Below are 24,727 nucleotides of genomic sequence, written 5' to 3' on the forward strand. Positions count from 1 at the left end.
GTGTCGCGCTCACCATAATTGGTGGACTGTGCGCGGACCTGGGATTGCGGTTCACGGACAGAAGGTGGCTCTTTCGAGTCGAACCAGTCGTCATGGGCGTAGACGCTGTACTGTGTCTGCCGCTATGTCTCTGGCGTGCAAGCTCATTGAGATCGATGTCATGGGTCGGCGGTCACCGTTTGGCGTCAGTTTGGTTACAGTGGATTGCGGTGGGGCTCAGGCCCGACGGACTTCGTTCGCCATGGGGGGGATCGATTGTGGCCATTGTTCTTTCGTGTCCGGTGTGGTGTGTGTGGCATCGCGATCTGGATGAGCCCGATACTTGTTGTGTGCATTACGGTCCGGAATTGTCGGTTCCGGTTTCGGGGATGGTTTCGTCGAGTGCGCAGCGGCGTGTGTTTGTGCGGTTGACTGCCGTGGACTGTGATGGTGTGCGGCACCGCGTAATTGCTCTCGTCGTGCCAGGGGTTGGTCATGTGGAGTTGACCTCCGGGCAGGCGCGTGCGCTGGCTGAGTGGTTAATTGTCGGGACCGAAGTGTGTGGTGTCGCGTCCGCGGTGCCGATGTGTCGGCCGTTGTGGTGTGTCGATCATCGCGACCTGGATCCATCGGATCCGGGTGCGCTGGTGCAGCATTACGGTCCGGTGGTGTCGGTGAAGGTGTCGGGGCCCGAGCTGTCGGCTGCGGTCGGGGTGCGAGTGAAGGCGGCGGATGTAGACGGGGATCGGCATGTTTTCCTGGAGTTGATATTGCCGGACGCGCTGACCAGCGTGACAGAAACACAGGCATGCAAGATCGCGGCGAACCTGCTCGATTCAGCGGATGTCTACGACGGCCTCTCGTAACGACAGTGCGGAGGTCTCGGGATCGGTGTGGCTGGGTGGTGTCGGGTGCGTGCGGAATCGGCGGGTGCGGCCGTGCTTAGTCGTGGGGCTCGGGGATGCGGCGGAGCCGTGGCCGGTATCGGCTCGTTTCGGATGAACAGCGCCCGACTCGTGGCGTGACACGATATTTCGCGTGACACATGGATAAGTGGTGGCGAGGTCAGCGACCAACGGTTCTGCTGTTTCGTTCAGTATTTACAGTCCGAGGTCATCGTCTGGAAGGTGATTGACAGGCTCGGGGTGGTCAGTGCTGTTCTCATGGCCGGGTTCGTCTGCCGGTTCGATGAGCTGGCGATGGTGTTGTTCGTACGCTAGCTGGGTGTGGTTGAGGTTGCGGCGGCGGCGTTGCTCGGCGTGGTATTTCTCGAGCTGTTGGTTGATGTCGGCGATGCGGGTCCGGACTTCTTCACTGGTGTGGGTTCCCGCTTCGGTGTGGTGTTGGTCGGTGTCTAGTGCGTGTTCAGAGGCGGTGTTCAGGAGTTGGTCCCAGCCGTCGGGGGTTCCGGCGAGCAGGATGGCGTCGCGTTTTGCCTGGCGTGCGGCGGCGCGTGCGGTGCTGTGTTCGCGGTTGCGCGTGGTTTGTTCGGCGATCAGGGTGTCGATGCGGGTTTGCAGAGCTCGGCGTTGGCCGCGCCGGTAGGTGGGTGTGGCGTCGAGATCGGCGCGCGCGTCGTGGAGTTCGGTCGCAACGGCGTGGAAGGCTTTGGCGGCGGTGTGGAGTTGCTGGTCGGCGGTGTGGGCGTCGCGGATCGCCTGTTGTGCTGCGGTGTGGCGGCGGGCGAGATCGTCTGGGTCGGGTGGGTGCTGGGGTGGGTTGAACAGGAATGTCTCGGTGTCGGCGAGGGCGAGGCGTTGGTGTAGTTGGGTGATGTGCTCGTCGAGTTGAGCGTCGGCGAGCACGTAGAGCGGATTGTCGAATGCTGGATCGGCGGGGTCGGCCGAGCGCGATGGCTGGGTGGTGTCGGGAAGTGGATGATCGTGGAGCCAGGCTTCGATCGCGGCTCGGTGTGCTGGGTTGGGGGTGGCGCGCCAGTCGCGGCGCAGCATGGCGAGAGCGGCGGCGGGGGGTTTGGTGGCGGCGATGTGGGTGCAGCGTGCGGCGATGTGGTCGGCGGGATCGTGGTCGGGGATGCCTTGCTGGTTACCGTCGCGGCATTCGCCGCAGAGCCCGTCGTCGGCGCGGCGCGGAGGTATGGGGGAGGCGTCGGTTCGGGTGCGTTCGAGACTGCAGGCGACACAGCCCAATCCGCGGGTGTCGGGCAGGGCGGCGCGGTCGTAATCGAGTGGGCGGTGCTTCGGCCGCGCATCGGGTAACACCTCGCGGTAGTAGTGATGCAGAACTCCATCCGGAACCACGTTGTCGTAGGGCTGGTCGTCGACGTCGGCGCGGTTGTCGTGGTAGCCCTGCTCGGCTCGGCGGGCATCGATCTGTGCGTCGGTGAGTTGTTCGCGGCGTGCATCGGGGTTGATGTGGTCAGGGTGGTCACGGGCGACCTCGCGGTGTCGGTCACGCTGGTAGATGGGTTCGGCTGGGCGGGTGGGGGTTTGGTAGACGTGCGGGTCGCTGGCCGGTGTGCATGCCTCGATGAGTGCCCGATGCTCAGGGAGACGCTCGGCAGCCCACCGCAACCGTGCGCGGGCGATGGGAAAGGCATTGCGATAGAGGGTTTCGGCGATGTCGGCGAGGACGGTGTGTTGTTCGTCGGTGGCGATGTCGGCGAGCTCGCCGAACGCATCGACGGCTGCGGCGATCTGGCCGGTGCGGAACAGTTCGGCCACCTCGCGAATACGTTCGGGGAACTCAGCGGCGTCGGTTTCAGTTCCGATGTCTACCTCGGAGGCCGGTAGTGACGCGGGTTCGGGGGGCATTGGTTGGCGGCCTTCCTGGTTGTATTCGGGTTGCGGTGGTACATCAGGGGGTGTGGTGGACTCGGGTGAATCCGCGCGACCAGGCGCGTCGGCGGTGGGAGCGTTGGTGTGTGGGGTGGGTGTGTGGTGCAGGAGTGCGTCGATGCGCCAGGCCAGCGCGGAAGCGAGTTGGTCGGGGCGCAGGCTGGAGGTGTCGTCGGGTTGGGCGGCGAGGAGCAGTTCGTGCGCGGTGGTGAGTAGTTGCTGGGGCGTCCAGTCGGTGCCGGTCGCGCGGTCGATCGCAGCGACCACACGCGGCCACGCCGGGTCGGCGATGACGCGGTCGGCGGCCTCGTCGCCGAGCACGGCGCATAGATCGGTGATCCAGTCCGGGCGCAGGTTGCGGTGTCCGCGGCCGGTGTCGAGTGCGGAGGGTTCCAACTCCAGGCGTGACCACAGTGCGGCCGCGGGCATCTGATCGGGCAGCGGGCGCAGCGCCGCGGCGTCGGTGAGCCGGATTTCGATGTCGATTCCCGCGCGGGAGGCGACTTCGATCTTGTCCGCGAGGACGGGCCAATACGGGTCTTCCACGACGCGGGCCTCCAACCGCTCGACGGTGGCGGCCCATTTGTTCACCGGCAGACCGATATCGCCGAGCGCGTCAGTGACGCGGGCGTCGAGGAGTTGTTTGTGCTCACGTTCGAGCGCGCCGTAGCGGGGTGGTCCGGTGGGGCGCATGTCGCGGTCGTCGACATGCAGGCTGGCGCGCCAGACCGCGAGCTCGCCGAGCAGCCACGGATCGGTGCCGACGAGAGGTCGTGCCCAGTGCGGCGCTGTTACCGGAGTCCATGTGTGGCTGTCGCGGCGGATCTGAGCCGCGAGATCGCCGACGATGCGGGCACGCGGGGTGACTTGTGTGGAGTCGAGATCCTCGCGCAGACCGCGCGGGATTCCTTGTGCCCACGGCAGCGGTCCGGTGCCGGTGGAATGCGCGCCGGAGGGGTCCAGACGCCAGTCCAGCACCGCGGCAACATCATCGGCGGTGTCGAGTTCCCGCACACGTGCGGCGGTGTGCAGGGCCTCAATAGGGTCGCGCCCGGACAGCGCGATCATCGCCAGATGCTGACGCAACACCGGGTAGGCGGGGCTGTCGGTGAGGTGCGGGCGCAGAGCTTCCGCGGCAGCGTCGAGACGATCCAAGCCATCAGTGCCGAGGGCGTGTTCGGCGGCGACACCGAGCGCGTCGAGGTAGATATCGAGGGCGCGCCCGATCCGGATCCGCGGGTCGAGCGCGTCACGTAGTTGGGTGTGTGCTGACTTTTGTGCGCCGTCGCGACCCAGGATGCGCAGCAAAACTTCGACCGCGGTGCGCGGAAACACCGCCGGTTCACTCCAAAACGAGCCCTCACTGCCATCCAACGCGGTCGGAACGTAGGCGTGGTTGGCGTACACACCGCGCGTCATCGCGACATACAACTGCTGCCGAGATTCACCTCCGGTGAGCGCGACATGACAGGTATCGGCGGTGATTCCCTGCGCGGAATCGATCGTCGTGGCGTAACCCAGGCGCACATGCGCGCTCACATAGCCGGCGGGAAGCCGCACACTCGCACCGCGTTTTCCATCGGACCGCAGGTGCGTGACGCTCAGGCTGCCGTCGTCGTGGACGGCGGTGACGGTCCACGCGTAGCCGTTGCGCACCCAATCACGTGCGCCCAGACGTAGGCGTGGATTGTTGCGGCGGGTGCGGATCGTGTCACCGACCGACACTGACAGACCGTCGGCGAGCTCGCATTCCGCGCCGACAACACCACCGCTGTGGGCGATGCGATCGGTGCGGGCGCGCGCGTTGAGCGCGGTCACCACGTCGTGGTTTGCGGCCAGCATGATCGCGTCGCGGCCCGCGAGATGGTCAGCGGCCCAGGCGGTGTAGGTGTCATCGTGGGTCGCGCCGTGATGGCCTGCGTGCACGCGAGCGTTGTCCAGATACCAGCCCAGGGCGGCTGGATCGCCTTCGCGCAGTTGCAAACTGGCCGTCGCTTCCGCGGTGGAGGCGAAGCGCACGACGTGGGTCAGTGTCAGGGTGTGCTCGGGTGCGGCGGCGTTCATGTCGGCGTCGGCGCCGCCGGCGTCGATCGCGGGCAGTTGCTGATCGTCGCCGATGCAGCGGATCGTCGCCCCGCGAGAAGCCAGAAACCGCAGCAGCCGTAGGCGTTTGAGGTTGCCGAGTTTGACGTGCTCGTCGACGATCACCAGTGTGTCGGCGTCGATTTGCAGCACCCATTCCGGCAGCGACGGTGGGACATCACGCTCCACAGCGGGGTTGTCAGGACGCGGTGTGTGACGAGACAAGACGTCGAGGACCTTGTCGACGGTCTCGACCCGGGCACCGATCGATTCCCCCAGTACCGCGGCGGCGGACGCGGTGGGTGCCAGTCCGAGGACTTGTCCGCCGTTGGTGTGCCAGGCGTCGGTGAGCACGGCCATCGCAGTGGTCTTGCCTGATCCGGCGGGGGCGTTGGCGGTATGCACCCGCAACCCCGAGGTGGCGAAGCCTTCGATGACACCGACCTGCCCGGCATTCAACGGCCTGTTCGGGTGCAGCGTGTTGTAGTCGCGCACCGCCGCAGCCACGGTGTCGGGGGTGAGTTGGCGGGCGCCGGACTGCACCGACAGCTCGATCAGCTGCTTTTCCACCGACAACGTGTGCGCCGAGGTGAACAGCCGCGAGCCCGCAGCGGTGTAGACGCTGGAGCCATCGCGACGACGCAGCAGCTCGGGCACCCTACGCAATTCGGGTGCATCCGCGATATCGGGGTCGCCGCGTTCGATCGACTGGGTCGGTGAGAGCGCCTCGGTCAGTACCGCTTCGGCGGCGTGTTCCCAATCCCGGCCTCGGATGCGGCCGCGGATCTGCCGCTCGATTTCGGCGCGCACGTTGTTGGGCCGCCAGGTCGCTCGGTGCTCCGCCACGACCTCCAGCACGTGCTCGGCGGTGTGCGCGATCCACTGAGCCGACACCGAAACACGCGGCGCACGAATTGGATTCAATGCACCCACGACCATTCGTGACAGCGCTTCCCGGCCGCCGAGCAGCGCGACGGCTTCGGCCCGCCAGCTGGCGCGTTGCTCGGCCAGTGACCGCAATTGGTGTTTAGCGGGGCGGGTTTCCAGGGTGGCGCGCTGGGCGAGGTCATAGATTTCGCCGGGGATGGGTTCGCGCCCGAACTGGTGTTGGAAGTCGGCGGCGAGCTCACCCAGACGTTCTTTGATCGCGGCTTCGCGCCGCGACCACGCCTCGATCAACCGGGTTGGGATGCCGACGATTTCGCGGATCGGCCGCTTGGTCGGATCGGTTCCGGCGCGTTCGGTGAACTCCACACCGACGAGCTCTTCGAGATGATGCTCCAAGCGGGTGTTGTAGATCTCGGACACGGTGACCACAGCGTGGTAGATCGCGGCACCATCGAGGGTGCGCCATTTTCCGTCGAGCGTGCGCACCCGGTTCGCGATCACCACGTGCGTGTGCAGGTCGGGATCCCCGGCACGGCTATCGCGGTGGGTGAAGCAGGCCGCGACAATGCCCTCGACATCGACCCGCCGCACGCCGTTGCGTCCGAGCCGGGTGAAGATCGCGTGCTTCTCGAGCCACTCGAGCGCGTCGCGCACCGCGCGCTGGTGCGCGAGCTCGATCTTGTCCGCGACGGTGCGCGGGGTCAGCGCCCATAGCACCGAGACGCTCTTCACCGGTGAGAAAGTGATATCGAAACCCGCGACCGCGGTCGTGTTGGGGCGCGAGTTACGCGCCACCCACCCCGATAATTCCCGCGCATCCAAGGGCGGACGATCGTAGGTTTCGCAGAACATTTCAAACGCGACACGAGTACGAATACGCGCGCGTTGGTCATCGCTGATAGCGTCGTGAGGGTCGAATCCGTGCGCGGAATTGTATTCGGTGAAGGCTTTCGCGCACCGTTTCCGGAACTCGGAAACCTCCGCATAGACCCGGAATGGGTTACCTAAACGCGACGCGTGATCGGCGGCTTGTGTCGCTTGTTTGTGCGTAACACCCTTGTTGATCTCAGCGCCGTAGACACGTTCTTCGATCACTTCCGCGTTCGGATGACGCCCCAGTCCTAGCAGGGATTTCAGCTGTTCTTCGGTGACCTCTTCACCGAGTTGCAAGCCTAACGCGGCAAGGCCCGTGCCGTGCCAGCGGCCCGGAGCTTCCCCATGAGCTGAGTAATAGTCAGCGAGGCTGGAACGGCCGCGAGCCGAAACATCATTCGCGGCGACATTGCGCAGATAATATTGATACCCATTGCCTGCCGCGACTTTATGAATCGTCGCGGTCATATACCCATCAAGCACCCCACCGGCCATTTACGCCAGGGGTTGGATTTGACTATTTTTTCGTCAAATCAAGCATATTCCCAGGTCGTTATCAAATCGTTACCTCCTGGATGCAAGAGGTGTGCTTGTGAAATAGAGATAAAGAGAGGGGAGTAGGTGAGTAGTAGGAGGAGGAGAAGTCGCTGGGTGGTGATGGGGAGCGTAGTGGAGGGGCTGGCGAGTTGTGAGGTGATGGTGGAGGGGATTGGGTTGAAGGGGCGCTGGTAGCTGGTGGTGTCCGGTCCGTCGCGGGAGTGGGCACCGCGACGGACCGGGGTAGCGAGGGACGCTGGTGGTCTGGGCGGCGGGGAGCCGCTGTGCGCGAGCGGTTCTGGACTACCTCGTGCCGGGCTCGGTGGTGGTGGTGGAACACCGGCAGTGGCAGCGAGATTCGGTGAGGGGGCGTGCCCAGTGCACGCAGATGGCGAACCAGCACAGGACCCAGATCGAGGAGTAGTGGTCGGAGAGGAAGTCGAGCCAGGGGTGGGGCACGGCGTGTACCTCCAAGTCGGAGCGGGAGGGAGGGGATGTCGGTGGTGGCGTCCGGTCCGCAGTTCGAGCGCTCAGTCGAGTGGTGCGGCGATGCGCGTCCACCCACTGGGCTCGCAGGCGTAGTAGCGGTCCTCGATGGCGACGACGTCGCCGACCGACAGCGACCGCAACGGCTTCTCGGCCCACGCGTGGGCGTGGGCGTGGTCGTCGGGGAGTTCGGGGTGGCCGTTGAACGCGGCGAAGGCGCGTTCGAGGATCACCGCGTCGGCCGCGAGACCGTCGGTGGGGACGGTGTACTCGTAGGCGAGGACCAGCGGCGCGTCGGGGGTGTAGCCGTGGAGCAGGGAGTGCGGGTCGCGGTTGAGGAACACCCGCACGGTGACGGCACGGCGGTGCGGTGCGAATGCGCGGCGCAACGCTCGGGTGAGGCGGCGTAGGCCGGTCGGGTATCGGTGCATCACGAGAGCTCCTCGAGGTTCGAGTTGGTGGTGGACCGGTCCGCCGTGGGCGCGAGGCAGCCACGGCGGACCGGCGATCAAAGGGAGACAGCGGATGTCGGGTCAGGCCGCTTGGGACTGACGGGGCCGGGCGGGTACGAGGCCGAGATCGATCCGGCAGGTGAGGCAGTAGTTGTCGGTGTGGATGACGCTGTAGCGGGTGCAGCCGTCGCAGCGGCCGTGACGCTGATCGGCTCCCAACTTCGCCCGCCGGTTCCGCGCGGCGGCGCGGGGACGCGGTGCTACCTCGGTGGCGGCAACCTCGGTGGCGCGTTGGAGCGGCTTGGCCGGGTTCGGGGTGAGCTCGGGATGGGTGGCGAGGAAGCGGGTGATGTGGCGGCAGATCGGGTGCGGTGCCGCCCGGTGCCAGACTTCGACGATCAGGGCGTGCGCGCCGGCCGGGTAGGTAGCGGCGAGGAATTCACAGCGAGAGACCACGAAATCCTCGGTGGTGAACTCCTCGGGCAGCGGCGCGATCCCGGGCCGTGCGTCGGCGCGGCAGGAATCGCAGAGCCCGTCGTCGGAAACCAACTGTCCGCCTCGAATGTGGATGGGCCGCTGGTCGGTCATGGAGCGTTCGATGAAGCAGGACACGCACCGCCACCCCATGACCGGGACCATCGCGGCGTTGTCGTAGTCGAGGCCGTTGCCCTGGTTCGGAATCTCCGGCCGCGCGTCGTCACGCACCCGCAACCCGGTGCGGGCCTCGGCGAACGCCTTCGCTTCGTCCTCGGTGATCCGGCCACTGCGCCTCGGCGCACCACCTTGGCCGCGTCGGCGCGAGCGCCGATCCCGCGCCGCTGTCTCGTCGTGGCTGTCGAAGTAGTCGCTGGCGCGTTCGTCCAACGTCTCGCCGTCGCGCGCGCCCTCGCGCTGGGCGATCCACGCGGCGCGGTGCTCGGTGTCGTACTGGCCCGCAACATAGTTGACGTAGACGCGGTCCCACAGCTCGGTGGCTTCGGCGTGGTCGCGAGCATACCGACGACGCTGCCGCTTGGCGCGCTCCTCGTCGGAATCGGGATCGGGCACCGGAACCTCGATCGGGCGTTGCGGCGGTTCGGGGGCGGCGTTGGGATCGGCGATAGTGGTGCCGTCGGTGAACATGCTGCCGGTCACGTACCCGGTGAGGATTGCCTCGGTCGCGATCGCATACGGCAGCAGGTGGGCACGGTGATCCCCAGGAATGCTCGGCGTCGGGACTGGACGGGCTTGGGTGCGCGCGGCGACCTTGTCGGGGGCGAGGCGGGCAGCGTCGGTGGCTCGCGACGGGACGCGGTGGGTGATCAGCGGCCGGTAGCGGTCGCGCACCGGCATCGGCGGGAGCTCGGCGGCGGTGTAGGAGACCTCGAAGATCTCCGGTAGCTCTCGGGAGTGCAGGCCAGGGTCGGTGTCGGGGGCGCACAGGTTGATCAGCTCCCGGCGTTCGGGATCGGCCGCCTTCCACATCGCGTCGAGCCGTTTGTGCGCGGTCGCGAACGGGTAGCGGGTGAAGGTGTCGGCGAGCTCGTCGAGGAACGCACGCTGGGCCGGTGACGCGAGAGCGAGTACGTCGGGGAACATCTCGCGCGCGAGGCGCGGGCTGTCGACGTGGAAGAGGCGGTCCAGGTGGAACAGAGCATCGAGGAAAGCACTGGGCATGACGAATGTCCTGTCTCGCGAGGAAAAACGAAACCCACCCCGGGAATCGCGCTGCGCTTTTCGCAACACGAGGGGTGGGCGGCTGGTCGGGTGACCCGCCTGAAGGGCGATCGACCAGGGCGGTGAACGACGCGGCGGAGGGAACGCGCCGAAACGGGTGGGCGCGAATTTCGCGCGCACACAACCCAACCCACACCCAGACCGCTGGGCGTCGCGCCGGAGGAAATTCGTGCACGCACGGGCGCGGGCCCGCAGGCGCGGCGCGCACCGCCCTGGTAGCCCTTCAGTCAGGCGGGGCGCTCGACCAGACGAACACCCCGGACACCCAACCCAAACCCCTTCCTTTTCTTGCTTTCCTGGGCGGGAAGGTCAGGCCACCAACGGTGGACGCTGCACGAAGTAGGCATCAGCGTCGGCCTCGGCACGGCGGCGACGCTGCGCGGCTCGCTCGTCGCGGGCACGGTGCCGCAACACACTCGGTCCGAGAGGGTGGGGCGTGTGGCGTGCGCGGCGAGCCGCGCACGCCTCCGCTGTCTCGCGCCTGGCGTCGGTGGTCGTACTCGGGGTCGCGTGCAGGCGAAGATCGTGACCGGGCTCGCGGACCGGAGTGCGCGCCCACGGACCGAGCTCGACTTCCACCGGGATCTCGATGGCGTCGGCCAGGGCGTAGAGGCCCTCGTCGGGACCTGTGCAGGGGACGGATCCGGTGTCGGACACCCCGATACGGGCGCTGGCGATCGAGACCACCCGCGCCAATGCTGTTTCCGGGGAGTCGGCGAACCCACGGTGGATGAGACCGAGAAACCCCCAGTCGGCCGGGGGGAGGGTCTTCAACGCATCCCGGAACTGTTGCCGGGCCCGAGAGGGATCGGTGTCGATCAGCTCGTCGAGGGCAGCGATATCGGCCAACAAAGAGGTCACCGCGATCGCGGTGTGGGAAGCAATGGTCACGACAGTTCTCCTGATCACGGAAGTGGAACGGACAGGGCGGGATTCGGCTCGGGTGGCGTTGGTGCCCGGCGGCGACAGCCACCGGGCACCACACCCGTGGAGAGGAAGGCGAAGTCAGAACTGGGGGTCGTCGTTGCTGGTGCCGCCGCCGAAGGAACCCGCGGTGTTCACCGCCCACGGATCGGCCGACCCGCCCCCTCCGCTGCCGGTGGCCGCTGCCGCGCCGACCAGGTCACGGGAGCGGCCACCGGTATCCGAACGTCCGGCCCAGGATGAGCCGTTGCCGTTGGTGTCGCGTTTGGTGCGGGTGACTTTGGCGGTGGCGAAAAGCAACGACGGCCCGACCTCGTCGACCTCGAGCTCAACGACGGTGCGGTTCTGACCGTCGGGGGTCTGCCAGCGGCGCTGCTTGAGGCGGCCAGTCACAATCACGCGCGAGCCCCTGCTCAAGCTCTCCGCGGCGTTCTCCGCGGCCTCGCGCCACAGGTTGCAGCGCAGAAACAACGCCTCGCCGTCTTTCCACTCCCCGCTGCTGGGATCGCGGTAGCGGGGTGTGGAAGCGACGGTGAAATCGAGGACCGCCACACCATTGGGTGTGAACCGGAGTTCTGGATCCGCGGTCAGATTCCCTTTGACGGTGATGACCGTATCTGCAGCCATGCCGAGTACTCCTTCGAATGTTAGTGGATGAGAACAGCAATCGCGCGCACAGGCCCGCACGGACCGCGCTGGCGGCCACCGGTGAGGGCAGCCAGTGAATCGGGCGGGGTTGAGTCGTTGAACCCGACATCGCGGTGGCCGAGGAATCCCCATGGCCGGTGCAGGGGTGGATGCCGCGCCGGGTCAGTGGGGGATCGGTCCCAAATCGATGCCGAGGTCGGCGGCGATGCCGCGTCCGGTGTGGGCGAGTCGGCGCACGGTTTGTGGGCGTATTCCGCTGCGCAGTGAGGTTTCGAGGAGGATGGCCATCGAGTGTGTCGAGTCGGCGTGCAGAGCGGCCTGCAGGGCGATACCGGCGAGCGGGCCGTCGCCGCGGATGTAGGCGCTGTAGGCGAGAAGTGTTGCGGCATCAGCGCGGTCGCAGCCCGAAAGTGCCCGAGCCGAGGCCACCCACAGCCGTTCGGCGGGCGCGGCGTGCTCACCCACCGCGAGAGCGAACAACGAATCACGCACCATCCGATCCCGCAGCGCCGCAGCCAATTCGGCGTACTGTCCGGCGGTGAGCGCGATCCCGGAGTCGGTGTCGGCGACCCGCCACAGCACCCACTCCAACCCCTGCCGGTGATAGCTGTCGGGATCGCCGCGGCGCACGGCCTCGGCATACCGGTCGTGCGCCTGCCGGAGGGCCTCGTCGAGATCCGCGGCGACTTGGGTGGCCAGGTCGGTGTCGGGGGTGAGCAGTTCGGTGAGTTCGGAGCGGGTGCTGCGGATCGGCCGCCCGTGGAGCACGTGGGCGAGGGTCACCATCGAGGTGGCCGGGTCCGGCAGTGTCCCATGACTGTTGGGTCCGAGCAGATCCCACCAGCGTTGCTGCGGTTGGATCGCGCGGACTGCCCACGCGCCCGCGACCACGATGTCCTCCTCGGCCAGGCAACTGGTGAACTCGGCGACGAGCCGTGCCCACGGCCCGATTCTCGAGTGGGTTTGGGGCTGTGTGTCGTGGGGTTCAGTAATCCGGTCGTCGACGATGACCGCGAGCACCATGGTCGCGTCCTCGGTGGCGCAGATGCTGGCGACGGCGTCGGCGTAAGCATCCGCCCGACCTGGGTGGGTGTCGTCGTTGTCGAGATCCAGCCGTAGCACCGCGTCGATGACGGGTGCTCGCCGCCGATCACCGGTATCGCGAAGTACTGCCACCACCAGCGAGCGTTCGGGGACGAATCCGATCATCGCGGGTACCGCCGCGATCAATTCACCGGCATCATCGACATGCAGCGACTCGTCTGGAACACGATTCCGGGAAACCCGATCCAGATCACCGGTCAGCTGATCGAATAGGCGCGATAGAGCGTCATCGGTGTTGTCGGACATGGAAGTCCTCTCGGTCGCGGGATGTGTGTGCGATGACCGGGCGTGCCTGCGGCATGAGCGGTCAGTGCGTCGGCTGGTCGTGGGGTCGATGAATTTGGTGGATCGGCGCGGCGGCAGCACACCTCGGGCGCGGGCGTGACCGATGACGGTGTCGTGGCGGTGCGCGGCGTGGACGCGGCTGCGGTCGTGGCGGTGCCGGTCGGGTCCGTGTTCGTCACCGCGGCCGCCGCGTGGGGGGCAGGCGATGCGGTTGGACAGCGAACAGCCACACCATGTCGGGTGAGCTTCGGTTCGGGGTCGGCGGTCAGAACCGATCACGATGAGGACAGGTGCCTGCGGCTATGAGGGTGTTCTGTTTCTATTCGGGTGAGTGAGGAGCACCGGCCCACCACGAACAGTTCCGTGGTGGGCCGGTGCGGGTTGTGGTGTGCTGGTTCAGGACTCGATGTCGATGTCGTGGTAGTCGATGAGTTTGGCGGCGGCCTGTTCGACGTCGACGAGGGCGAAGTCGATGTCGGGATCGGCTGTGGCCTCGTGGAGGAACCGCAGGTACCGCTGTGTGGCGGGTAGGGCGTCGCGCCACAGGCTCTTGCCGATCTCGAGTTCGGCGCAGGCGAGCTGCATGGCGAGCACGATCGTCCACGCCCGGTTGGGTGAGGCGTTGCTGATCGCGGTGACCAACGCCTCGATTGAGGCGTCGATCCGTAGCAGCGAGGCCACTTTCGTACGCTCGGTGGGGTTGAGTTTGTGCGCGAGGGCTTCGGCGACGAACCTGGCGGTGGACTGGTGCAGGGTGGCACCGGCCACCAGTTGCGGCAGGAATTTGTTGCGGCGGTCGTTGGCGGCCTCTCCGCGCACGTTCAACTCGATCACCCGCCGCCGCGCCAGCCGAGCCTGCTCCCGCTCGGCTGCGGCATCGGCTTCGATCTGCGGGTCGGGTTCGACCACGACGACCTGGAATCGGCTGCCCGCCAGTGCATCCTCGGGCAGGTAGTAGGTCGGGGTCCACCGATCCGCGCGCTGCACCGACTCGGCGTGACACAGTCCCTCGGCGGGGTCGGCGTCGGGGTTGGCGCGGGTGTTCCAGTCCACGGCCTCGGATTCGACGAGCGCACCGGTTTCCCTGTCGACGAGCAGTGCGTTTTTCTCCACCGTCAACCACACCACCCACTGCTGCGGGTCGGCATAGATGTCCTCGGTGGTGACCGGATCGCCGTTGGAGGTGGTGAGTGTGGCGGCGGGCACGACCCCGGTGTCGGTGTCGGGTTCGGTGGTCAGGATGCCGAATCCGTAAGCGGCATACGGGAGTGCGGCTTGCAGCAGGGCGCGGGTCGCGGCGCGTTCGTTGTCGATGCGCTTGTGCACGTAGGTGAAGTCGTAGCGTCCGGCGCGTTCGAGGCGCGCCACGGCATCGGTGTCGCCGCGGCGTTCGTAGTCGGCGATGATCGCGAGCTGATCGAAATCGAGCTGCCGTCCCTCGGTCAGGAGTCGTTTCGCGGTCGGCGACGCCCCGATAGCGGCGGTCTTGGTGATCTCGGATCGCTTGCGCTGCAACCCTTCGGCCACCCGCGTCGGGCTCGCCCCCAGCTCCAGGGTGAGCGCGACACCGCTGGCGCGGTCGGCATCGAGTAACGGGATCCGGCGATCGTTGAGGTTGATCTGGTCGATCGTGCGCGCGATGCGGCGTTCGTTATCGTCGACGCTCGTGTCGGCGTCGGTGATCCACACCGGCACCCTCGCCAGGCCGACCTCGCGGGCCAGCAGCACCCGCAATTGGCCGTCGTAGACGTGCACCGACCCGTCGGGCTCACGCTCGGCCAACGCCGGGGCGCGTACCCCGAACATGCTGATTGACGCCTTCTCCTTGGAATAGGCGTCCAGATCGATCGTCGTTCGCACGTTCTCATCTATGAGCAGTTCATTGGGATCCATGTACGCCGCCTCAGCCTGCGGTGGCGGTGACACGATCGGATCGGAATCAGTGGGGGCGTCGGGCTCCACATCGGTGCGGTTGATATCCACGATGTCGGGCGTGGGGCTCGTGTGGGGCTGTTCGGTGCTGGTGTCGGGGGCGACGGACAGCGAGGCAGTGCTCACGGTGATCTCCTCACAGAACAGACGACGCGGCACCGCACCCCGGGTCGAGCGGGGGGCGGTGCCGCGCCGAAAATGCGGATACGGGATAGCCCAAGCGCGCCTGGGAATCTGGGGCTGCGGTGGGGCCGGGTGTCAGGCGGCGCGGGTGTTGCGCTGGCGGGTGAGGTTGACCGGTGCCAGCCGCAGCACGCCGCGCTCGTCTTTGGTGTAGGTCCAGTTCCGGGCGCGCCAGTGCGGGAACTGCGCGCGCCAGCCCTCCAGCCTCGGTGTGTCAGGGATCGCGGTGACTGGACCGGCATAGCCGCGCTCGACGAGGGTCTGATACTCCGCGCGGGTCATGGTCTGCACGGCAACAGGATTCGAGGACATCAACAACCTCCAACACAATCGAATCGGATGAGGGTGCTGCCGCCATGGACAGCGGTGGCAGCGAGAGGAAACGCCTTAGCCGCGTCTGAGGGATCAGCGAGACAGTGAGTTGATCGCTGCCAGAAGGGCGGCGGTGGTGGTGACCGGCTCGGCGCGGCGGTCCTGGATCAAGCGGTGACAGCCCGCTGAGGCCGCGGCGTCGGCGGGTCCGGGCACCGCGAAAACCGGGCGGTGCAGCCGGTGGGCCCATCCGGCGGTGTTCAGGGTGCCCGACCAGCGACCCGCCTCGGGAACCACCACCGCATGCGACAGTGCCGCCACGAGCCGGTTGCGCCGCAGGAACCGGTCACGGGTGGGTCCGCTGCCCGGCGGGTACTCCGACACGATCGCCCCCGACTCGGCGATCCGGTCGAACAACTCCCGATGCGGATACGGGTATGCGCGATCCACGCCGTTGGCCAGGACCACGGTCGTGCCCGCCGCGTGGGCAAGCGCGGCCCGGTGCGCGAGGGCGTCCACGCCATAGGCACCGCCGCTGACGATATGCCAGTCGCGCTCGGCCAACACACGGGCGATCTCGGCGGTGATCCGTTCGCCGCGTTCGGTGATCGCCCGCGCCCCGACCACCCCGACCCTGCGCGCGGTCGCTGGCACACCGTGGCCGCGGACCCACACCGCGACCGGAGCGGCGTCGGCGACGGTGAGATCGTCGAATCCCAATGCCGCCCAGTGCGAGTCGTCACGGGTCAGCAGCCGCGCCCCTACTTTCGCTGCGCGTTCGAGATCCTCGGCGGCCAGCTCCCCGACGGTCGTGCGGGACATCGGGTCCGGTCGTCGACCGGTGAGCTGGTCGGCAAGTTGTTCGACCGAGTCGAGATCACCCGGCGCCGCGCCCACACCGTTGACGCTGTGCAGTACGGCGCGGGCGAGGATCGCCCACGTGAGCTGGCGTTCCTGCGAAGGTGCGGCTGCGGCCACGGTGGTCCTCCCTGGGGAATGGTGAAAGAAGTGCGGCTCAGGCCGATGGCGACACCGGATCCGGGTGCGCCGCCATCGGGTGGGCGAGGCCGGGCACGAATCAGCGAGTTGGCCGAAAGTCGGCGAGCGACCAGACGCCGGGGTGTGCGGATGTGAGGGCGGCGGCCGCACAGAACGCAAAAGGTGTCCGGCGCGGAGGAGGGGAGATAGTGGATACACTCCGGAGGGGTTGGCGTGCATCCACTCTCGCGCCTCGGCGCCAAGACCGAAAAGGCATGGACGCGGGCAGCATCGGAACCGATCAGTGGGCTGTGTGAAGCGTTACCCCCGGGCGACCCCGACCCCTGCTGTCCAGACTAACGCCGGCCTCAGCGGGATACGGCGGTACTCGCCAGTTCCGGAACCTATCCCGAAACGCGTCGACAGTGCCGGGTGCACTCGTCGGCGGCGGTGGTGTTCGCGCGGTGAGGATCGCCGATGGTCGCTGCGGCGGGCCGCAAGGATGGACAGACAGAGTGAATCGACCCGGTTTGCAACCGCATCTACAGACCCCGCAGCGGCACAGCGAAAATGTTCAGTGCTGGCGGGCGGTGAACCGAGGTGGGTGCTGCTACCTCTCTGGTGTGCGGCGGTCAGGCGACCGGCTGGTGTGGGTGGCGGCGTAGGTGAGGCCGTCGCCGATGGTGCGTGCGGCTTCGGCGTCGGTGAATCCGTCGATACCGACGTGCTGTGCCGCAGCATCGGAAAGGACGCAGTAGGCGTGGTCGCGGTCGAGCAGTCCCTGCCCGACGAGACGCCCGAGGCTGTTGGCGGCCAGCAACACCGCGCGATGGCGTGTACCAGTGCGTGCGAACCGGATCCGGTCGGCCTGGTTACGCAGTGCCGCCGCGATGTAGGCGTCCGGGTGTGTGATCTGGGCAGCCGACCCCACCGGCAGCAGCGGTGGCAGAGGCGGTGGTGCGAGGAGTACGGCCAGCCAGCGCGGTAGCGGGATCGGGTCGCGGTCGTCGAGGACCTGATACCGCCCCGACAGCAGCGCGGAGCCGGGGCCGACGACATAGCCGCCGATACCGCGGCTGTCGATGCGCCACCCGAGGCGGGCGATGGTGTTGCGCAACAACGGGGTTGGGGGTGGCCGGTAGTACAGATGCATCCCGCCCGAGGGTGTAGCGACTGCGAAGGTCGGCACCGGGACCCGGTGCCCGGCTTCGGAAGCGAGGCGTGCGAGGACGTCGCGGCCGTCGCGGGCACCGGCCCACCGCGCGGGTGGGGGCTGGTCGTGGCTGGTGTCGAGGTCGAGCACGTGTAGTCGACTGGGCCCGCAGGCGATACCGATGTTTCTCTCGGGGCAGCGCAGCCACCACGAGCGGATGCGGGCGGGATCGACGGTGGCGGCGTTCTCCCAGTTCTCGATCGCGGGTGCCTTGCTGCCCGCGTGTAAGGGAAACACGTGGAACCCGCGGGCAGCGCTGTGGATCGCGACGCGGACCCGCGTGGCGGCGTCGGGGCAGTGGTGTTCGCGCGCGCCGGCCGCGGCACGCGGGGCGGGGTTCACAGCGTTCCTATCGTGCGTTGCGCGGCGAGGTGGTGGGCGAGGTTGAGAACGCGGTCGCGGCCCAGGCGCAGTTTCAATTCGGCCTCACCGCTGCGAAGCACCCGGATCGAGGCCGATACCGGGTCGGTGAGATCGCCGAAATCGATCCGGCCCTCGCGGGAACGATGGACAGGTGCCAGCACGGCGGCCAACTCGTCGAGCACCGCGTCGCGGCGGGCGAGGACGGCCGCGTCTTCGCAGGCCCTAGCCCGGTATCCGTCGAGGGTGCGTTGATAGCCGGGGAGCAGACGTCGCGCGATGTCCGCGGCGATCCGGGCGGGCGGCCGGTGGGCGGCGACGGTGATGACATGGTCAGGGTCGCCGCGATAGCGGTGGGCGCTGAACCGGGTGTAGGTGCCTTCGATGCGCAGACGGCCGTGATCGGCGTGGCGTGAGGAATCATCGCCGTGGGTGATCGTCAACGACTGGTCCGCCGGGCCGGCGAGCACAGCGTGGCGGCGGGTCATGTATCCCCGCTCTGCACGCCACCCGTCTCCGAGCTCGGCAGCGACCTGATGGGTGAGGTCGAGGAAATCCATACCAGCGCAACTCCTTTCGCACAGTGGATGGACGGATTAGTGGTCTGGTCAGATCCCGAACACATTGCGCAGCGCGGCCAGCACCGCCAACGGTTCCGGCGGCTGATCTCCGGAGGGGGCGGTGGCGTCGCGGATCTTGCGGAGCTTCAGGAACCGGACACCGGTGAGATTCACTCCGACTGCGGGGGCGGTGTGCTCGCTGCCGGGGTCGTCGACGATCCGGTAGTCATCGATGCGCAGCCATGCCTCGTACCAGGCTTCGGCCGGTCGGGCTGCGCGGGACGGTTCACGAGGGTCGGGGTCGCGGGGCTGCCAGTACCGGCATTCACAGTCCGTGTCGTCGCAGTGAGCGAAGCGCACCGCGGGGTTGGCGTGGTAGTGGTGTTGTTGTCCTGCCAGCATCGGGCACGCGAGTCGGCTGTAGTGCGCGCACTCGGGATGCAAACCCGGTTCGACCGCTAGGCCGCGCAGGTAGTCGATCGAGCGGATGAACACGATAACCCGGTCCTCGAGCCGTTGACCGCAGATCTGACACCGCGTGCCCCACAAGATTTCCCAGGCGCGGCGCGGGTCGAGCATCCCCCAGACCGGTCGCGCGGGGTCACGATGGGTGAGAGTGATGTGGGGGACGACCAGTCCCCGCGCACGCGTAGCGCCGGTGAGGCGTGCGGGGACCGGGACCCGGTCCGGGCCGGTCGCAGACGACGGTGTGGGAGTCAATGCTCACCTCGAATCTTTCAGTGGACAGGTTCGGCGGTCAGGGCGACGCTGACCCGCCGGTTGGGGTGTCCGGGGCTGTGGATGCCGACCTCGATGCGGGCTGTCGGTGCGCCGGGTGCGGCGGGGCCGGTGCTCCAGGGGTGGAAGCGCTCCTCGTCGAGGTCGGGCAGGTTCGCCTCGATCCAGGCGATGAGGTCGCCGATGTGGCCGATCACGTGCTCGGCCATCGGTTTCCGGTGTGTGGGTCGTGGTCGTGGACGGTGACCACGGTCGGGGCACCGGGTACCTGGGTGGTGAGTGAGCGCGGCAGCACGCCTTGTCGGCCACCGGCGGCCCAGCACCCGTGCGCGATCACCCACCGGCTATCGGTGCGTTGTGCGGGGACCAGCCGCCACCCGAACTCGGGCCACTCAAGACCGAACGGGTCAGGGGCCCAGCTGATCTCGCTGCCACCATCGGGGGTGACGGTGGTGATTTCGGTGGCGTACTCGACGCGCACCAACGCCAGCGCAGCGCTGCCCCGCATGAGGGTGCGGGTGGGCAGACCGTCGAAGACCCCGATGGGGGTGTCCGGTCGCGGGCCGGTGGCAAACGCCGCGTGATATCCCACCACCAGCATCGACAGCGCCTGCCCGCTCTCGGGCAGGTACGGCGCGTAGCGCGGATAGACCCAGATACGCGCGCTGTAGGAAGACAAGTCAGTGCCGATCGTGATCACCCCTCAGCTTTCGGAACAGGGGCGATGTCGCTGTGGGTGAGCAGCGGCGTGAGGAACTGGTCGCGGTCGGTGTGCAACGGGTTGGTCATCGGGGTGAGGGCTCCGTGTCGGTCGTGGCGGGGGTGTGGGGGTGGACTGCTTCGATGAACCGCAGCGGCAGCAGAACTCGGTCGTGGCCACCGAGGCGGTGCAGGACCGTGTGGTGGCGGTGGACCGCGGCGACGTGGACGCGGTCGTGGCGGTGCCCGCCGCGGGTGGTGATCGTCGCGACGGAGCCGCAGCGACGTAGCCGATGAAGTTCGACGGTGATGAGCACGATCACCGGATCGGCAGCCTCACCGCCACTGCCACCGTGACCGTCGTCGCCGGTGTCGGTGTCGGGATCGGTCAGCTCGGCGACCCGCTGCGCGATTGTTTGGCGCAGGCGGCGCAGCCCGTCCCACGGGGCGGCCTCCCGCACGAGGGTGTCGAGGCGATCCAGGAGGTGCCCCCGGAGCCGGATCTGTGTCTGGGCTCCCGTCTCGGCGATGGTGTGGTGTCCACTCATCGGTTCGCTGCCCGCCACCGGCGCCGCGGCGTGAGCCACCGCACCGGGCGGGGCCGGTGTCGTGTCGCGATCGCCGCGGTCGGGGTCTCGGGGGCGAGATCAGCGTTAAGCCATTCGGTTGCAAGGTTGTCGGTGTCGCGGATTCGCATCCGGACGCAGTGTTCGTCGGTGCTGGCGATGACCTGGTGGTCGTTGGTGTCGTGGACACGGATCAGGACGCTGGCCGGGTTGAGGCCGTAGGGCATGACAGAGGTACTCCTGTGTGTCCAGTAGGAAAGGTGGTTGGTTGTGTGAATGACTGACGACTGATTCGTAAGCTCGTCGTCGCTTGCCGGTGGAAGTCCGGTCCGGGTAGCTGTCAGGAGGCCCGGTAGCAGGCTGGCGGTGTCGTCTGGAAACGGGCGGTGTCGAAGCCCAGCGTCGAGCATCCCGCGTGGCGGGGTGTGCAACCGAACGGTCCGTAACGTGAAGTGAAGCCTGCCGCGTCGTTATCTCACCCACTCGGTGACGGGTGGGGCAAGGGAGTGCCGAGCCTGGAGGAGTAGGGCGAAGGCCATGGAAGCGGTGAAGATCCTGAAGGTGCAGCCGTGAAGGACTCCCCGGCGTAAGGGGCTCGGAACGTTCGGATAGTGATGGCGGGAACTGGAGAGGCCCTCCCCGGCCCACCCGACTGCGTGATGCGGGTGGAGTTCGGTGACCTATAACCGGTGACGAGCCGGGAAGTGGAAGCCAGCCGGAAGGGAGTCGGAGGTGGTCGTAGTACCGGTTGAGCCGGGCGGACAACACAACCGCCGGTGAGGGAAGGGCCACTACTTCGTCGATGCGTGTTGATGTAGATGGAGGTGCCCGGTGAGTGCCGTGAAGGCTAGTCCCGCCGACAGCAGAGCCGTTGCCGCAGGCAAGGTTTCGTTGGACAAGGTGCGTGCCCTGCAACACACGCTCTACCGGACGGCCAAGGCCGATCCCGGGCGGCGGTTTCATGCGTTGTGGGACAAGGTCTTGCGCAGAGACGTCTTGTGGCGTGGCTGGGTTGCGGTGCGCGCCAATGGTGGTGCACCGGGTGTCGACCGGATCACCTTGGACTGGATCGAAGACGAGTACGGCGCTGACCGGCTCGTGGACGAACTGGCTGGTGAGTTGCGGGAGGGGTCGTATCGGCCGCTTCCGGCGCGGCGGGTGTATATCCCCAAACCGGGGACGAAAGATCAACGACCGTTGTCGATTCCCGCTGTTCGTGACCGGATCGTGCAGTCCGCGTTGAAGATCGTGCTCGAGCCGATCTATGAGGCGGATTTTCTGCCGTGCAGTGTCGGGTTCCGCCCGAAACGTTCGGCGCATGATGGGCTCCAAGTTCTCGTCGATGAGACGTGGCGGGGCCGCCGGTGGGTGGTGGAAACCGATATCGCCGACTGCTTTTCGGCGATACCGCATGAGGGGTTGATGGCAGCGGTCGAGGAACGAGTGTGTGACCAGTCGGTGCTGAAGCTGCTGCGCGCGATGCTGCGGGCGGGAGTGATGGAGTCCGGTATGGTGCGGCATCGGGTAACCGGGACTCCGCAAGGAGGACCGATCAGCCCGTTGATGTGCAACGTGTATCTGCACCGGCTCGACCGGATGTGGAACGCGCGTGCTTTCGGGGTGCTGGTCCGGTATGCCGATGACGCTGTGGTGGTGTGCAGGTCCCGGCAGCAGGCCGAAGACGCGCACGCGCGGCTGCGCCTGGTGCTGGCTGAACTCGGTCTGGAACCGAAGCAAGCCAAGACACGCATCGTCGAATTGGTGGTGGGCGGAGAGGGTTTCGACTTTCTCGGCTTTCATCATCGGATGGTGCGGTCTCGGGGTGTGCGTGGCCGTCGTGGTGTCGAGTTCCTTGCTCGCTGGCCCAGTGATCAGGCGATGCGGCGTGCTCGGGAACGGATCGGGCGGTTGACGCTCCGGTCCCGGTTGTTGTTGCCGGTCGAGGCGGTGGTGGAGGATCTGAACAGGTTCTTGCGGGGCTGGGCGGGATATTTCCGCTATGGCCATTCCACGGTCCGCTTCGCCAAGATCGAAGACCATGCACGTGATCGGCTCGCGTTGTTCATCGGCAAACGGCACAAACGCGGACGCGGTTTCGGCCGATCCGTCGTGAAATACCTGTCGTTGTACCAGTGCGGGCTGCTGAGCCTGAAGGGAATCGTGATCGCACCCAGGGCGGGAAAGCCCTGGCGGGAGAAACCGAATGCCGGCGGTGAACGGCGTAGGTAAGCCGTGTGCGGGAGAACCGCACGCACGGTTTGACGTGGCGGGAGCTGGAGTGGTCACTGCCTGACCACGGACACCAGGGGACGCACAACCGACCGGGAAACCGGCGGCACGAAGGCCCTGGGTCCTACCGTCAGTGATCATTCACTACTCCAGTTCCCGACCCGACTGCAGGTGGGGCGGGGTGGGGGAAGTGCCGGGGGTTCAGGCGTTTTCGAGGTCGAGCAGGTCCGCGTAGCGTTGGTGGCCCGCGAGGTCGGGGCAGGCGCAGTGGGGGAAAAGTTGGTGGCAGTCGGCGCAGAATCCGCAATAGGTGCAGTGCGGGCCGAGGCGTTCGCTGTCGTCTTCGCCGCAGCAAAAGCAGTAGTCGAGTTCGCCGTCGTAGACGTAGCCCCAGCGGTCATCGAGGTAGTCGTGGTTGGAGTACCAGATCCCGGTGTCGGTGTCCCAGTGTCCCCGCGCCTCGTTGAACAGGTAAGCACGGTGGCGGTAGGCGGGATCGACGGTGAGCAGCACGATCTTGTCGCTGCCCAGCCACCTCTCCAGGCCCTCACGCCCGGTCCAGGAGTCCAGCGACCCGAACGGCGCGGTGGGTAAGAAATCCTCGGCGGCGATCCTGGTATCGGAACGCTCGTCCCCAGGGGCGGGGTGGACATTGGGAGGCAGGATCCCGTTGTGGGCGAGCACGGTTCGCTCGTCGCCGCCGACGGTGAAGGGGTGGCAGTTGTCGAGGGTGTGCTGGCCGTGGGTGGCGTAGCGGGAATGGAACAACGCCGGACCGTCGGGGTATTCGCAACGCAGTGCGGCGAATTCACCGATCGCGGTCTCGGCGTCGAGGCTGTGGCCGGTGGTGATCGTGTCCGCGGTGATCAGGGCGTAGCCGTGCCCGTGCGGGTTGGACAAGGCCCCGTTGCGCAGCGCGGTGATGTCGGGTGCCGCGCCTGGCTTGAGGAATGTCAGCATGCACATTGCAGGACCTCCAACTCGGTGAGCAGATCGGCATAGTCAGGGCGGGTGGACAGCCAGGCGGTGAACGCCGACCACTCCCAGCCGCGGCGGCGCGCGACCTGCGCGGCGGTGAGGGTGCGGGTGTATTCGACCGACGCCGCGGCGAACGCGAGCGCGGCCTTGACCTGGCGCGGGTAGAGGGAGCTGGCGAACACGCGTAGTTCGAAGGTGTGGGCGGGGTAGACATTGATGGCCTGATAGCGGCCCCACCCGTTGGTGCTGCCCTTGGCGAATTCGGCGGCGCTCGAGCGGGCTTCGGGGGAGAATTCCGCCCAATCACGCGAGCGGCGGCGCGCCAGCGTGATGACCTGAGATTCGTTGCGGTAGACGAACTTCAACCACCGGTAGATGTGGGCGGGGGAAGAGAACCCGGCCCGGGAGACGTGCACGTGGATCCCGACGCTGCTGTCGGTGCGGCAACCCAATAGCCGCAGCTTGTTCAACAGCTGCCACGGGAACCGGGTGCGCGCGTAGTCCCACGACATCGGGTGGGTGACCAGCTCGAACCCGCACGGACTGATGGAGCTGTCCTCTTTGAGGTAACCCAGGTCCCCGAGCTCGGCGACCGCGAGTTCGACCGCGTCGTCGAATTGCGAATGGGGGGTGATGAGTTCGAGTTCCATGCCCAAAAACAGCGGGCCCTCGCCGTGGAACGACGGTTGCGGGCGGTAGTCGTAGTCGTGGACCAGGTGGTGGCCGCCCTCGTGGTAGCAGTTGTCGCAGCGGTCGTCGCTGAGCGGGATGAGGGTGTCGCAGTCCTCGCAGTAGTGGTAGTCATCGAAGCGGCACGTCGAGCACACCTCGTTGCCGCCCTGCACGGTCTCGGTGTGGTCGGCGTACGCGCCGCACTCATCACAGCGGTCGTAATTTTCGACGCAGGTCGGGCACACGTCCGGCCCGTCGATCACCGCGGTGATATCGCGGGTGAACAGATCACAGCGGTCACAACGCGACCAACCGTCAAGGCAGCGAGGACACAGCGCGGTGTCGGTGACCGTGTAGCCGACCTCACGGGTGTGGATGGCGCAGCCATCGCACAACGAGAGACCGGTGGCGCAGTCACCGCAGACCCGGTCGCCTTCGACGAGGGTGACGACAGTGTCCGAGGCGACGATGAGCGCGCAGTCCTCACAGCGCGTATCGGGCACGGTGGTGGTGGGCATGGGGGATCACGACCTTT

20 protein-coding genes are annotated in these 24,727 nt (G+C 67.2%); 2 read left to right on the forward strand and 18 right to left on the reverse strand.

All coding sequences use genetic code 11. The annotated features are described in order from the left end of the window. Positions 1 to 476 precede the first annotated feature (476 nt). Positions 477 to 845 carry a hypothetical protein gene (locus ACQPYR_RS22960; protein ID WP_433621012.1) on the forward strand — a complete coding sequence of 123 codons (369 nt, stop codon included), beginning with the start codon at positions 477 to 479 and terminating at the stop codon, positions 843 to 845. A 234-nt stretch (positions 846 to 1,079) separates the two neighbouring features. Here the strand turns inward: ACQPYR_RS22960 and mobF are convergent, their stop codons facing one another. The 16 genes from mobF to ACQPYR_RS23040 all read right to left on the reverse strand — a co-directional run bounded on the left by mobF (position 1,080) and on the right by ACQPYR_RS23040 (position 20,540). After that, the gene (gene mobF / locus ACQPYR_RS22965; RefSeq protein WP_433621013.1) at positions 1,080 to 7,115 is read right to left on the reverse strand and encodes a MobF family relaxase; all 6,036 of its coding nucleotides are present in this window, start codon (positions 7,113 to 7,115) and stop codon (positions 1,080 to 1,082) included. 572 nt (positions 7,116 to 7,687) lie between these two features. Then, entirely contained in the window at positions 7,688 to 8,077 is a 390-nt protein-coding gene (locus ACQPYR_RS22970; protein ID WP_433621014.1) for a hypothetical protein, read from the reverse strand. A gap of 99 nt (positions 8,078 to 8,176) precedes the next feature. Next, the gene (locus tag ACQPYR_RS22975; protein ID WP_433621015.1) at positions 8,177 to 9,751 is read right to left on the reverse strand and encodes a hypothetical protein; all 1,575 of its coding nucleotides are present in this window, start codon (positions 9,749 to 9,751) and stop codon (positions 8,177 to 8,179) included. 369 nt (positions 9,752 to 10,120) lie between these two features. Next, the gene (locus ACQPYR_RS22980) at positions 10,121 to 10,702 is read right to left on the reverse strand and encodes a hypothetical protein (protein WP_433621016.1); all 582 of its coding nucleotides are present in this window, start codon (positions 10,700 to 10,702) and stop codon (positions 10,121 to 10,123) included. A 114-nt stretch (positions 10,703 to 10,816) separates the two neighbouring features. Next, on the reverse strand, positions 10,817 to 11,362 hold the full coding sequence (locus ACQPYR_RS22985) for a single-stranded DNA-binding protein (protein ID WP_433621017.1): 546 nt from the start codon (positions 11,360 to 11,362) through the stop codon (positions 10,817 to 10,819). Positions 11,363 to 11,545: 183 nt separating this feature from the next. Beyond that, positions 11,546 to 12,733 (reverse strand): DUF4192 domain-containing protein, encoded by a 1,188-nt coding sequence (locus ACQPYR_RS22990; RefSeq protein WP_433621018.1) that lies wholly within the window; start codon positions 12,731 to 12,733, stop codon positions 11,546 to 11,548. A 435-nt stretch (positions 12,734 to 13,168) separates the two neighbouring features. Further along, positions 13,169 to 14,830 carry a hypothetical protein gene (locus tag ACQPYR_RS22995; RefSeq protein ID WP_433621019.1) on the reverse strand — a complete coding sequence of 554 codons (1,662 nt, stop codon included), beginning with the start codon at positions 14,828 to 14,830 and terminating at the stop codon, positions 13,169 to 13,171. A 132-nt stretch (positions 14,831 to 14,962) separates the two neighbouring features. Next, positions 14,963 to 15,199: a hypothetical protein gene (locus ACQPYR_RS23000; RefSeq protein WP_433621020.1), complete on the reverse strand. Its 237-nt coding sequence runs from the start codon at positions 15,197 to 15,199 to the stop codon at positions 14,963 to 14,965. A gap of 93 nt (positions 15,200 to 15,292) precedes the next feature. Then, positions 15,293 to 16,177 carry a DNA-processing protein DprA gene (gene dprA, locus ACQPYR_RS23005; protein WP_433621021.1) on the reverse strand — a complete coding sequence of 295 codons (885 nt, stop codon included), beginning with the start codon at positions 16,175 to 16,177 and terminating at the stop codon, positions 15,293 to 15,295. A 610-nt stretch (positions 16,178 to 16,787) separates the two neighbouring features. After that, the gene (locus tag ACQPYR_RS23010; RefSeq protein ID WP_433621022.1) at positions 16,788 to 17,732 is read right to left on the reverse strand and encodes a bifunctional DNA primase/polymerase; all 945 of its coding nucleotides are present in this window, start codon (positions 17,730 to 17,732) and stop codon (positions 16,788 to 16,790) included. Next, on the reverse strand, positions 17,729 to 18,310 hold the full coding sequence (locus ACQPYR_RS23015; protein ID WP_433621023.1) for a hypothetical protein: 582 nt from the start codon (positions 18,308 to 18,310) through the stop codon (positions 17,729 to 17,731). Before ACQPYR_RS23015 ends, ACQPYR_RS23010 begins: the two co-directional genes overlap by 4 nt. A 48-nt stretch (positions 18,311 to 18,358) precedes the next feature. After that, the gene (locus ACQPYR_RS23020; protein WP_433621024.1) at positions 18,359 to 19,030 is read right to left on the reverse strand and encodes a hypothetical protein; all 672 of its coding nucleotides are present in this window, start codon (positions 19,028 to 19,030) and stop codon (positions 18,359 to 18,361) included. 17 nt (positions 19,031 to 19,047) lie between these two features. Next, positions 19,048 to 19,257 carry a hypothetical protein gene (locus tag ACQPYR_RS23025; protein WP_433621025.1) on the reverse strand — a complete coding sequence of 70 codons (210 nt, stop codon included), beginning with the start codon at positions 19,255 to 19,257 and terminating at the stop codon, positions 19,048 to 19,050. Next, positions 19,242 to 19,727, reverse strand: coding sequence for a hypothetical protein (locus tag ACQPYR_RS23030; protein WP_433621026.1), 486 nt, complete (start codon positions 19,725 to 19,727; stop codon positions 19,242 to 19,244). Before ACQPYR_RS23030 ends, ACQPYR_RS23025 begins: the two co-directional genes overlap by 16 nt. A gap of 106 nt (positions 19,728 to 19,833) precedes the next feature. After that, the gene (locus ACQPYR_RS23035; RefSeq protein ID WP_433621027.1) at positions 19,834 to 20,295 is read right to left on the reverse strand and encodes a hypothetical protein; all 462 of its coding nucleotides are present in this window, start codon (positions 20,293 to 20,295) and stop codon (positions 19,834 to 19,836) included. Beyond that, positions 20,292 to 20,540 carry a hypothetical protein gene (locus tag ACQPYR_RS23040; RefSeq protein ID WP_433621028.1) on the reverse strand — a complete coding sequence of 83 codons (249 nt, stop codon included), beginning with the start codon at positions 20,538 to 20,540 and terminating at the stop codon, positions 20,292 to 20,294. The genes ACQPYR_RS23035 and ACQPYR_RS23040 overlap by 4 nt, the downstream gene beginning before the upstream one ends. Positions 20,541 to 21,144: 604 nt before the next feature. Here ACQPYR_RS23040 and ltrA point away from each other — a divergent pair. Further along, positions 21,145 to 22,542 carry a group II intron reverse transcriptase/maturase gene (ltrA, locus tag ACQPYR_RS23045; RefSeq protein WP_433621029.1) on the forward strand — a complete coding sequence of 466 codons (1,398 nt, stop codon included), beginning with the start codon at positions 21,145 to 21,147 and terminating at the stop codon, positions 22,540 to 22,542. 201 nt (positions 22,543 to 22,743) lie between these two features. On the opposite strand, the gene ACQPYR_RS23050 is transcribed toward ltrA, so the two are convergent. Both ACQPYR_RS23050 and ACQPYR_RS23055 read right to left on the reverse strand, forming a co-directional pair. Beyond that, positions 22,744 to 23,508 (reverse strand): hypothetical protein, encoded by a 765-nt coding sequence (locus tag ACQPYR_RS23050; RefSeq protein WP_433621030.1) that lies wholly within the window; start codon positions 23,506 to 23,508, stop codon positions 22,744 to 22,746. Beyond that, entirely contained in the window at positions 23,496 to 24,710 is a 1,215-nt protein-coding gene (locus ACQPYR_RS23055; protein ID WP_433621031.1) for a hypothetical protein, read from the reverse strand. The genes ACQPYR_RS23050 and ACQPYR_RS23055 overlap by 13 nt, the downstream gene beginning before the upstream one ends. Between the last annotated feature and the right edge of the window lie 17 nt (positions 24,711 to 24,727).

Source organism: Nocardia sp. CA-120079, assembly GCF_050955745.1.
Lineage (GTDB): Bacteria > Actinomycetota > Actinomycetes > Mycobacteriales > Mycobacteriaceae > Nocardia.

What these genes read in the sequence shown, in the direction of transcription:
- mobF (WP_433621013.1), bottom strand. Translation starts at nt 7,115, where the DNA reads ATGGCCGGTGGGGTGCTTGATGGGTATATGACCGCGACGATTCATAAA.
- ACQPYR_RS22975 (WP_433621015.1), bottom strand. Translation starts at nt 9,751, where the DNA reads ATGCCCAGTGCTTTCCTCGATGCTCTGTTCCACCTGGACCGCCTCTTC.
- ACQPYR_RS22985 (WP_433621017.1), bottom strand. Translation starts at nt 11,362, where the DNA reads ATGGCTGCAGATACGGTCATCACCGTCAAAGGGAATCTGACCGCGGAT.
- ACQPYR_RS22990 (WP_433621018.1), bottom strand. Translation starts at nt 12,733, where the DNA reads ATGTCCGACAACACCGATGACGCTCTATCGCGCCTATTCGATCAGCTG.
- ACQPYR_RS23000 (WP_433621020.1), bottom strand. Translation starts at nt 15,199, where the DNA reads ATGTCCTCGAATCCTGTTGCCGTGCAGACCATGACCCGCGCGGAGTAT.
- ACQPYR_RS23015 (WP_433621023.1), bottom strand. Translation starts at nt 18,310, where the DNA reads ATGGATTTCCTCGACCTCACCCATCAGGTCGCTGCCGAGCTCGGAGAC.
- ACQPYR_RS23025 (WP_433621025.1), bottom strand. Translation starts at nt 19,257, where the DNA reads ATGGCCGAGCACGTGATCGGCCACATCGGCGACCTCATCGCCTGGATC.
- ACQPYR_RS23035 (WP_433621027.1), bottom strand. Translation starts at nt 20,295, where the DNA reads ATGAGTGGACACCACACCATCGCCGAGACGGGAGCCCAGACACAGATC.
- ACQPYR_RS23040 (WP_433621028.1), bottom strand. Translation starts at nt 20,540, where the DNA reads ATGCCCTACGGCCTCAACCCGGCCAGCGTCCTGATCCGTGTCCACGAC.
- ACQPYR_RS23050 (WP_433621030.1), bottom strand. Translation starts at nt 23,508, where the DNA reads ATGTGCATGCTGACATTCCTCAAGCCAGGCGCGGCACCCGACATCACC.
- ACQPYR_RS23055 (WP_433621031.1), bottom strand. Translation starts at nt 24,710, where the DNA reads ATGCCCACCACCACCGTGCCCGATACGCGCTGTGAGGACTGCGCGCTC.